This is a genomic window from Bacillus cereus group sp. Bce041 (assembly GCF_052646455.1).
In genome coordinates, this window is sequence record NZ_JBQXON010000007.1 from 206,315 (window position 1) to 215,666 (window position 9,352).

The following is a 9,352-nucleotide window of genomic DNA, read 5'->3' on the forward strand; positions in this document are numbered from 1 at the left end:
AAAGGAGCTAGCTTCTACATCAAAAGAAGTAGAAGCTTGTTTCACTTTTCTTATTTCATACTTTCTAAAAGCTCTTGCTCATAATCATAAAGAGCTGTTGGATAGTCCCCATTAAAGTAAGCCATGCATAGGCCACCATATTTCCCTTCATATGGACGTCCAATTGCATCTACTAATCCATCTTCGCTTAAAAATGTTAAAGAATCTGCTCCGATCATTTCACGGATTTCTTCTACTGTATGATTTGCTGCAATTAATTCTTTTCTCGTTTGAATATCAATGCCATAGAAACATGGATATTTCAGAGGTGGTGAAGCAATTCTTACGTGAACTTCTGTCGCTCCAGCTTCACGAAGCATACGAACAATTCGTTTACTTGTCGTTCCTCTTACGATAGAGTCATCAATCATAACAACTCGTTTCCCTTCAACTACACCTCTTACTGCGGAAAGCTTCATCTTAACCCCTTGCTCTCGCAGTTCCTGAGAAGGTTGAATAAACGTACGTCCAACGTAACGATTTTTAATTAATCCTAACTCATATGGAATACCTGTTGCCTCCGCATAGCCAATCGCAGCTGAAATACTAGAGTCTGGTACACCAGTAACAACATCTGCTTCAATAGGAGCTTCTGCCGCTAAACGTTTCCCCATATTCTTACGTGCTGCATGAACGTTAACGCCTGCAATATTAGAATCTGGTCGTGCAAAGTAAATGTATTCCATACTACAAATTGCATGTTCTACATCGTTTGTGAAACGATCTACGTGAATTCCTTCATCATTAATGATAAGTAATTCACCCGGTTCTACATCACGAATGTATGTTGCACCTACTACATCAAAAGCACATGTTTCAGATGCTACAACGTAAGCATCCCCCATCTTTCCAATTGAAAGCGGACGGAACCCATTCGGATCTAATGCAACGATCATTTCATTTCCAGTTAGTAAAAGATACGCAAACGCACCTTTCACTTTGTTTAAAGCTTCTTTTACACTTTCAATTAAAGAATCTTTCGTACTACGTTTAATAAGATGTAAAAGTACTTCTGTATCTGAACTAGTTTGAAAAATACTGCCCTCTGCTTCTAATTCACGACGAAGCATTTTTGCGTTAATTAAATTTCCGTTATGAGCTAACGCCATACTATGATCGGAAAAACGGAACAACAATGGTTGAACGTTAGCAACTTCACTTCCACCAGCTGTTGCATATCGTACATGTCCGATCGCTGATTTTCCATTTAATCCTTCTAGCTCACCTCTTGAAAACACTTCTGATATTAAACCTAACCCCTTGTGACCGACGATTTTTTCCCCATTATTTACGACAATGCCTGCGCCTTCTTGCCCACGGTGCTGTAAACTGTGCAATCCGTAGTATGAAACTTGTGCTGCATTTTCATGCCCCCAAATTCCGAAAACGCCACATTCTTCGTTTAACCCCTTTATTTCAGCAAGCATGGGATTGCCCCTTTCCAAGCCTTTCTCATTTCATCTACATTTGCTGTAAGTAATACTTCATTTTCTTCATTATGAATTGTTACTTCATTTGTACTTGTTACTTCTCCAACTTGGATTGCTTCTACCACTTTCTCAAACGCCTCTTTATTTTCACGTTTTACAGTTATCACGAAGCGAGACTGTGATTCAGCGAATAATGCTGCTGTTGCTTCTCCATCTAATTTCACAGTAGCACCTAAGCCTTTAGCACCAATTGCACTTTCTGAAATCGCAACTGCTAAACCACCTTCAGCAACATCATGTGCAGATTGAACAAGACCAGCTTGAATTGCTTCTAATACTTGTTTTTGGCGTTTTAATTCTACATCTAAATCGATACTTGGTGATTGACCGAAAATTTTGCCGTGAATCATTTTCTGTAATTCACTTCCGCCAAACTCAGCTTTCGTCTCACCAATTACATACACTAAATCACCAGCTTGCTTAAACTCTTGTGTTGTTACATGTTTTAAGTCATGCACAAGTCCGACCATCCCAACAGTTGGTGTTGGATATACAGCTTCACCACTACGCTCGTTATACATCGATACGTTTCCGCCGATAACTGGTGTTTGTAATGTGCGACAAGCTTCACTCATACCGTCTACTGATTTCTCAATTTGCCAGAAGATTTCTGGTTTTTCTGGGTTACCGAAGTTTAAGCAATCTGTAATTGCAAGTGGCTCTCCGCCAGAACATACGATATTACGCGCTGCCTCTGCTACTGCAATTTTACCGCCCATCTCTGGGTCTAGATAAATGTAGCGAGAGTTACAATCTGTCGTCATTGCTAATCCTTTTTCTGTACCGCGTACACGTACAACTGCAGCATCTGAACCTGGCGTAACAACTGTGCTTGTGCGAACTTGGTAATCGTATTGATCGTATACCCACTCTTTACTTGCAATTGTTGGTTGCTGTAATAAAGCGAATAACGTTTCTTTATAATTTTCTACTTTTGGCGTTTCCATTTTCATTGCTTGGAATTCAGCAAAGTATGCTGCTTCTTTTGATGGCTTATGATAAATTGGTGCTTCTTCTGCTAAAGCATCTGCTGGAACTTCAGCTACCTTTTCACCTTTATGGAATAAACGAAGCATTTTATCTTCTGTTACTTTCCCCATCGTAACCGCTGCAAGACCATACTTCTCAAATAAATCTACTATTTCTTGTTCTCTACCTTTTTTCACGACAATTAACATACGCTCTTGTGATTCAGATAGCATCATTTCATATGGTGTCATTCCTGTTTCACGCTGTGGTACATCATCTAAGTACATTTCAATACCCATTCCTGCTTTACTTGCCATTTCTGCAGATGATGATGTTAAACCAGCCGCACCCATATCTTGAATTCCAACAAGTGCATCAGATTGAATTAATTCTAAACACGCTTCAATAAGAAGTTTTTCCATAAATGGATCCCCTACTTGAACCGCTGGACGTTTCGCTTCTGAGCTTTCAGATAGTTCTTCCGACGCGAATGTTGCACCATGAATACCGTCACGACCAGTTGATGCTCCTACGTACATTACTGTGTTACCAGCACCATGTGCTTGCCCTTTTTTAATGTCTTCGTGGTTAATCAAACCTACGCACATTGCATTTACAAGTGGATTTCCTTCATAACATGGATCAAATTGTACTTCGCCGCCAACAGTCGGAATACCGATGCAGTTACCGTATCCTGCAATTCCTGCTACTACTTCTTCGAATAAATATTTCACACGTGGTGACTGTAATTCACCGAAACGAAGTGAGTTTAATAGAGCTACCGGACGTGCTCCCATAGAGAATACGTCACGAATAATACCACCAACACCTGTTGCAGCTCCTTGATATGGTTCAATAGCTGAAGGATGGTTATGACTTTCCATTTTAAATACAACTGCTTGATTATCACCGATATCTACAATTCCAGCACCTTCCCCAGGCCCTTGTAGAACACGCTCACCTGTTGTTGGGAATTTTCGAAGCACTGGTTTTGAATTTTTATAACTACAATGTTCAGACCACATTACAGAGAATAACCCTGTTTCTGTATAATTTGGCAGACGACCTAAAATCTTTTCAACCATGGCAAACTCTTCGTCTGTTAACCCCATTTCCGCATATATACGCTCTTCTTTAATTTGTGTTGGATTTGGTTCAAGCATTAACGACATATGTTTCCCTCCACTGTTTTAAGATAGATTGAAAGACTTTTAACCCTTCAGCACCGCCAAGTAATTCATCTACAGCACGCTCTGGGTGCGGCATCATACCAAGTACATTTCCTTTTTCATTTACAATACCAGCAATATCTGAAACGCTACCGTTAGGGTTTTCTACGTAACGGAATGCGATTTGATTGTTCTCTTCTAATTGTTTAAGAGTCGCTTCATCACAATAGTAATTCCCCTCACCATGCGCGATTGGAATATTAATTATTTCATCTTTTTCATATTGTGATGTAAACATCGTTTCATTATTTTCAACACGTAACTGAACAGTGCGACACATAAATTTTAAGTTTTCGTTTCTTATTAATGCTCCTGGTAGTAATCCTGATTCAACAAGAATCTGGAATCCATTACATACACCTAAAATCGGCTTTCCTTGCTCAGCAGCTTTTTGCACTGCTTTCATTGCATTAGCAAAGCGAGAGATAGCACCGCAGCGTAAGTAGTCACCATAAGAAAATCCACCTGGTAGTAGAATTGCATCATATTCATCTAAATTCTCTGTATCGTGCCAAACGTAATCTACTTCTTCGCCAAGCTCATCTTTAATTGCATGGAACATATCGACATCACAGTTCGAACCCGGAAATACTATTACGGCAAATTTCACTGTGCGACAACCTCCTCAACTTCATAACGGAAGTCTTCCATTACAACGTTCGCTAATAGTTTTTCACACATTTCTTTTACCCTGCTATCTAAATCAGATACAGATTTATCAATTGTTAGTTCCATGTACTTTCCGATTCGAACGTCTTGTACTTCTGTGAATGAAAGACTATGAAGTGCTCCTTTTACTGCTGTTCCTTGTGGATCTAATACGCTTTCTCTTAATGTTACATATACCTTAACTTTATACATGTGAAATTCCCCCTAAACGTTTTAAAATCTCTTCATAAGCATCTGTTAAATTTCCAAGATCACGACGGAATACATCTTTATCAAACTTTTCATTGCTCGTTTCATCCCATAAACGGCAAGTATCTGGTGAAATTTCATCCGCTAAAATGATTTCTCCTTCTTCCGTTACACCAAACTCTAATTTGAAATCTACTAATCTTACACGACAGCTTGCGAAATGATCAATCAACACTTGATTGATTTGTAGAGCCATATCTCGTAATACACTTACTTGCTCTGGCGATGCAACGTTTAATACACGAATATGATCTTCCGTTACAAGCGGATCTCCTAAATCATCATCTTTGAAGTAAAATTCTACGATTGGTTCTGCAAGTACAGTTCCCTCTTCCATTCCTAATCGTTTTGAAAGACTTCCTGCAATTACATTTCTTGTGACAACTTCTAAAGGAATAATACTCACTTTTTTAACAAGTTGTTCTGTTTCAGATAACTTCTCAACAAAATGTGTTTTAATTCCCACTTCTTGTAACTTTCTGAACAATAAAGTTGTAATTTCATTGTTCAAACGACCTTTTCCTGTAATCGTCTCTTTTTTCTCCCCATTGAAAGCAGTCGCACTATCTTTGTACTCTACCCAAACCATATCTGCTGATTCTGTACGATAAATTCTTTTTGCCTTACCTTCATACAGCAATTCTAGCTTTTGCATTTCGCAAGCCCCCTGTAGTTTGAAAAATGTGAATAATATTTTTATAAAGAATGGCACAGAATGACTCTATTCTGTGCCATATGAAATTTTACGCTTCGTTTAATCCAAGGCGTTCAAAGATTGTATCAACGTGTTGCATATGATGCTCATAGTTGAAGCATTCATTAATTTCTTCTTGTGTTAACTTGCTTGTAATACGCTCATCAGCTTCTACAAGCTCTTTAAATTGTACTTGTGTTTCCCAAGCTTCCATCGCTTTAGGCTGTACGATATCATAAGCTTCTTCACGTACCATACCTTTGTCGATTAGTGTAAGCATTACGCGCTGAGAATAAATTAAGCCGTATGTTCTTGTCATATTGCGTTTCATATTCTCTGGGTATACAGTTAAGTTTTTAACAATATTACCAAAGCGATTTAACATGTAATTTAATGCGATTGTAGCATCTGGTAAAATTACGCGTTCTGCCGAAGAGTGAGAAATGTCACGCTCATGCCATAATGGAACATTTTCGTAAGCTGTCATCATATAACCGCGGATAACACGAGCTAAACCAGTCATATTTTCAGAACCAATTGGATTACGTTTATGTGGCATTGCAGAAGAACCCTTTTGACCTTTTGCGAAAGCTTCTTCAACTTCACGTGTTTCACTCTTTTGTAAACCACGAATCTCAACTGCCATCTTTTCGATAGATGTTGCAATTAGTGCAAGTGTTGACATGTAGTGTGCGTGACGATCACGTTGCAATGTTTGTGTTGAAATTGGTGCTGCTTCTAATCCTAAATTTTCACAAACATATTTTTCTACGAATGGATCGATATTTGCATATGTACCAACCGCACCAGATAGTTTACCAACACGAACTGTATCAGCAGCTTGTTTGAAACGCTCTACGTTACGTTTCATCTCTTCATACCAAAGACCAAGTTTTAAACCAAATGTCGTTGGTTCTGCATGAACACCGTGTGTTCTTCCCATCATGATTGTGTATTTATGCTCTTTCGCTTTGTTAGCTAAAATGCTTACAAAGTTCTCTAAGTCTTTTAATATAATTTCATTCGCTTGTTTTAAGATGTAAGATAATGCTGTATCTACTACATCTGTAGATGTTAAACCGTAATGAACCCATTTACGTTCTTCGCCTAATGCTGGCGTTTCTGATACAGCACGAGTGAATGCAACTACGTCATGACGTGTTTCTTTTTCAATTTCATAAATACGATCAATATCAAATGATGCATGTTCACGAATTTTTTTAACATCTTCTTTTGGAATATCGCCAAGCTCAGCCCATGCTTCACAAGCTAAAATCTCAACTTCTAACCACGCTTTAAATTTGTTCTCTTCCGTCCAAATCGCACCCATTTCAGGGCGTGTATAACGACTAATCATCTTTTTCCCTCCAACAGTTGTTCTTGATGGTCCCAAATATGCAAACTCTTCGCTTTTTCTAGAGCGACTTCAATATTATCATTTAAAATATTAACATGCCCCATTTTTCGCTGTGCTTTTGCTTCTTCTTTTCCATACAAGTGTAAATAGCACCCGGTTAATCTATTCACTTGTCTTAGGACCCCTTCTATATGTTCGCCTAAAATGTTTACCATGACAACTGGTTTTAACAAATTTGTTTCTCCTAGAGGTAAATTACAGATTGCTCGAATATGTTGACCAAATTGACTCGTTTCACATGCATCCTGTGTATAGTGTCCTGAATTGTGAGGTCTTGGCGCTAATTCATTAATATAAATCTCACCATTATCTGTAGCAAACATCTCTACAGCTAGTGTTCCCACAAGTTCTAATTCATCCGCAAGTACCTTTGCATACGCAATTGCTTTTTGAGAAAGCTCTTCTGTAATGCGAGCTGGAACGATAGATTCATGTAAAATGTTATTTACATGAATATTTTCTGCTACTGGAAACACTTTTGTTTCACCACTTACACTACGAATCACAATAACTGATACTTCTTTTTCAAAAGGCACCCATTTCTCTAAAATACATTCTGCTTTATCCACAAGATTTCTTGCTGCCTCAACATCAGCTTCACTTCTTAAAACAACTTGCCCTTTCCCATCATATCCACCTGTCGTCGTTTTTAAGACGGAAGGGAATGATAACCCAGCAATTGCTTCTGTAAGCTGATCTTGATTTTGAACTAATCTATACGTTGCTACTGGTAACCCAGCCTTCTCAATCGCATTCTTTTCTGTAAAACGATTTTGTGTTGTATTTAACAACTGACTACCTTGTGGTAAGTACGCATGTTTTTCAAGCCATTGTAAACATCTATAATCAATATTCTCAAATTCATATGTGACAACATCACTTATCTCTGCTAAATGCTGAATTGCTTTTAAATCATCATATGGTGCAACAATTTCAATATCAGCAACTTGTGCACATGGTGAATGCTTTGTAGGATCTAAAACAGCAATTTTATATCCCATCTCCTTAGCTGCCAATGCCATCATTCTTCCTAGCTGGCCGCCTCCAATAATACCGATTGTTTTTCCAGGTAAAATGATTCTCTTCATACTAGCTCACTACCTTCACGCACATCTTTTTCAATCGCTTCTCGTCTCAATTCTAATGCATCATGTATATCATCATGAAATGATCCAAGTATTTGTGCGGCAAGTAATCCAGCATTCGTTGAACCGGCTTTACCAATTGCAACAGTTGCAACTGGAACACCTCCTGGCATTTGGGCGATGGATAATAATGAATCTAAGCCGTTTAATGCTTTTGATTGAACTGGAACTCCAATTACAGGAAGATTTGTCTTCGCTGCAACCATTCCTGGTAAATGTGCTGCTCCACCAGCTCCAGCAATAATAACTTTCAATCCACGTTCACGAGCCGTCTCTGCATATTCAAACATATAATCCGGAGTCCGATGAGCGGATACAACTTTTTTCTCATACGGTATATTTAATTCATCTAAAATGTCACAAGCATATTTCATTGTTTCCCAGTCTGACGTACTTCCCATTATGACTCCAACTAGTGATTTCATATTAGAATCCCCCCGATTCAAATAAAAAAAGCCTGAAATAGAACAGTTTCTCTTTTACTATGAGAGAAAGCGCTCTACTCAGGCATACGTATCCCTTGTGAATAGAAAAATACCGAGTGACTTTCCCTCATAGTCTAACGAATAACGGTCGTTAGGTAGAGACTTGCAGGCCATATCCCCGCGATTATATGAGGTCTTATATTATTGTTTCTATGGCTATATTAACAATATTTCATAAACAATGTCAATAAATAATCGAATGTTTTTTTATTAGCAGTCAATAACGTTCGTGTTTTAGTTATATTCAAAAGAAGAATTGCAACTATATACAAGAAGAAAAGGGAATTAGAATATATATTTCTAGAGATCTATTTTATGTATTTATCGTTTAAATAGCACTTCAGTATGTTTTTAATCAAAATATATACACTCTTGTATTATTATAACGATTTAATTTCTAAGGAGGATAACTGTTAAAGAAAGAACTTTGCTATTATCCTATTTATTTTTCTCTATTGCAGTAATTTCTGTAATTATTAAATATTTATTTATAGCATCTCATTATTTAAAATATATACTTATGATAGAAATAATGTGTCCTATTTTAAGTATTACTTTAGCGACATTAGGAAAATCAGGAACACAAAAAATCATTACTATTATTTTAAAGAGTCTCTACTTCATTCTTTTTTCGTCTGTAGCTTTATTAAATTTACGGATTATAGCATTCGGTAAATAAAAATAAACACAAAAAAACCTAAGTCAAAATAACTTAGGTTCTTGCTTGGCGACGTCCTACTCTCACAGGGACAAGGTCCCAACTACCATCGGCGCTAGAGAGCTTAACTTCCGTGTTCGGTATGGGAACGGGTGTGACCTCTCTGCCATCATCACCAAACTATGAAGGCATATTCCTTCAAAACTAGATAACATTGCTACATATTATATGGTTAAGTCCTCGATCTATTAGTATTCGTCAGCTCCACATGTCACCATGCTTCCACCTCGAACCTATCAACCTGATCA

Annotated in this window: 9 protein-coding genes, 1 rRNA gene and 1 riboswitch; of the genes, 1 reads left to right on the top strand and 9 read right to left on the bottom strand. The window is 37.7% G+C overall.

What is annotated here, in order from left to right; all coding sequences use genetic code 11:
* Positions 1–50: 50 nt before the first annotated feature.
* The 8 genes from purF to purE all read right to left on the bottom strand — a co-directional run bounded on the left by purF (position 51) and on the right by purE (position 8,326).
* Positions 51–1,466, bottom strand: coding sequence for an amidophosphoribosyltransferase (gene purF / locus ACUN13_RS21980; protein ID WP_000879025.1), 1,416 nt, complete (start codon positions 1,464–1,466; stop codon positions 51–53).
* Positions 1,451–3,670 (bottom strand): phosphoribosylformylglycinamidine synthase II, encoded by a 2,220-nt coding sequence (purL, locus tag ACUN13_RS21985; protein WP_000055564.1) that lies wholly within the window; start codon positions 3,668–3,670, stop codon positions 1,451–1,453. The genes purF and purL overlap by 16 nt, the downstream gene beginning before the upstream one ends.
* On the bottom strand, positions 3,654–4,337 hold the full coding sequence (purQ, locus tag ACUN13_RS21990; protein WP_000666774.1) for a phosphoribosylformylglycinamidine synthase subunit PurQ: 684 nt from the start codon (positions 4,335–4,337) through the stop codon (positions 3,654–3,656). Before purQ ends, purL begins: the two co-directional genes overlap by 17 nt.
* On the bottom strand, positions 4,334–4,588 hold the full coding sequence (purS, locus tag ACUN13_RS21995) for a phosphoribosylformylglycinamidine synthase subunit PurS (RefSeq protein WP_000278825.1): 255 nt from the start codon (positions 4,586–4,588) through the stop codon (positions 4,334–4,336). The genes purQ and purS overlap by 4 nt, the downstream gene beginning before the upstream one ends.
* Positions 4,581–5,300, bottom strand: a complete 720-nt coding sequence (purC, locus tag ACUN13_RS22000) for a phosphoribosylaminoimidazolesuccinocarboxamide synthase (protein WP_001170544.1) — start codon at positions 5,298–5,300, stop codon at positions 4,581–4,583. Before purC ends, purS begins: the two co-directional genes overlap by 8 nt.
* Before the next feature lie 88 nt (positions 5,301–5,388).
* Positions 5,389–6,696, bottom strand: coding sequence for an adenylosuccinate lyase (gene purB / locus ACUN13_RS22005; protein ID WP_000625682.1), 1,308 nt, complete (start codon positions 6,694–6,696; stop codon positions 5,389–5,391).
* The gene (purK, locus tag ACUN13_RS22010) at positions 6,693–7,844 is read right to left on the bottom strand and encodes a 5-(carboxyamino)imidazole ribonucleotide synthase (protein ID WP_025689902.1); all 1,152 of its coding nucleotides are present in this window, start codon (positions 7,842–7,844) and stop codon (positions 6,693–6,695) included. Before purK ends, purB begins: the two co-directional genes overlap by 4 nt.
* Positions 7,841–8,326, bottom strand: a complete 486-nt coding sequence (purE, locus tag ACUN13_RS22015; protein ID WP_000839365.1) for a 5-(carboxyamino)imidazole ribonucleotide mutase — start codon at positions 8,324–8,326, stop codon at positions 7,841–7,843. Before purE ends, purK begins: the two co-directional genes overlap by 4 nt.
* A gap of 110 nt (positions 8,327–8,436) precedes the next feature.
* A riboswitch (purine riboswitch) is annotated at positions 8,437–8,538 on the bottom strand.
* A gap of 275 nt (positions 8,539–8,813) precedes the next feature.
* On the opposite strand from purE, the gene ACUN13_RS22020 reads away from it, so the two are divergent.
* Positions 8,814–9,065 carry a hypothetical protein gene (locus tag ACUN13_RS22020; RefSeq protein WP_000927500.1) on the top strand — a complete coding sequence of 84 codons (252 nt, stop codon included), beginning with the start codon at positions 8,814–8,816 and terminating at the stop codon, positions 9,063–9,065.
* A 43-nt stretch (positions 9,066–9,108) separates the two neighbouring features.
* On the opposite strand, the gene rrf is transcribed toward ACUN13_RS22020, so the two are convergent.
* Positions 9,109–9,224, bottom strand: a 5S ribosomal RNA gene (gene rrf / locus ACUN13_RS22025).
* Between the last annotated feature and the right edge of the window lie 128 nt (positions 9,225–9,352).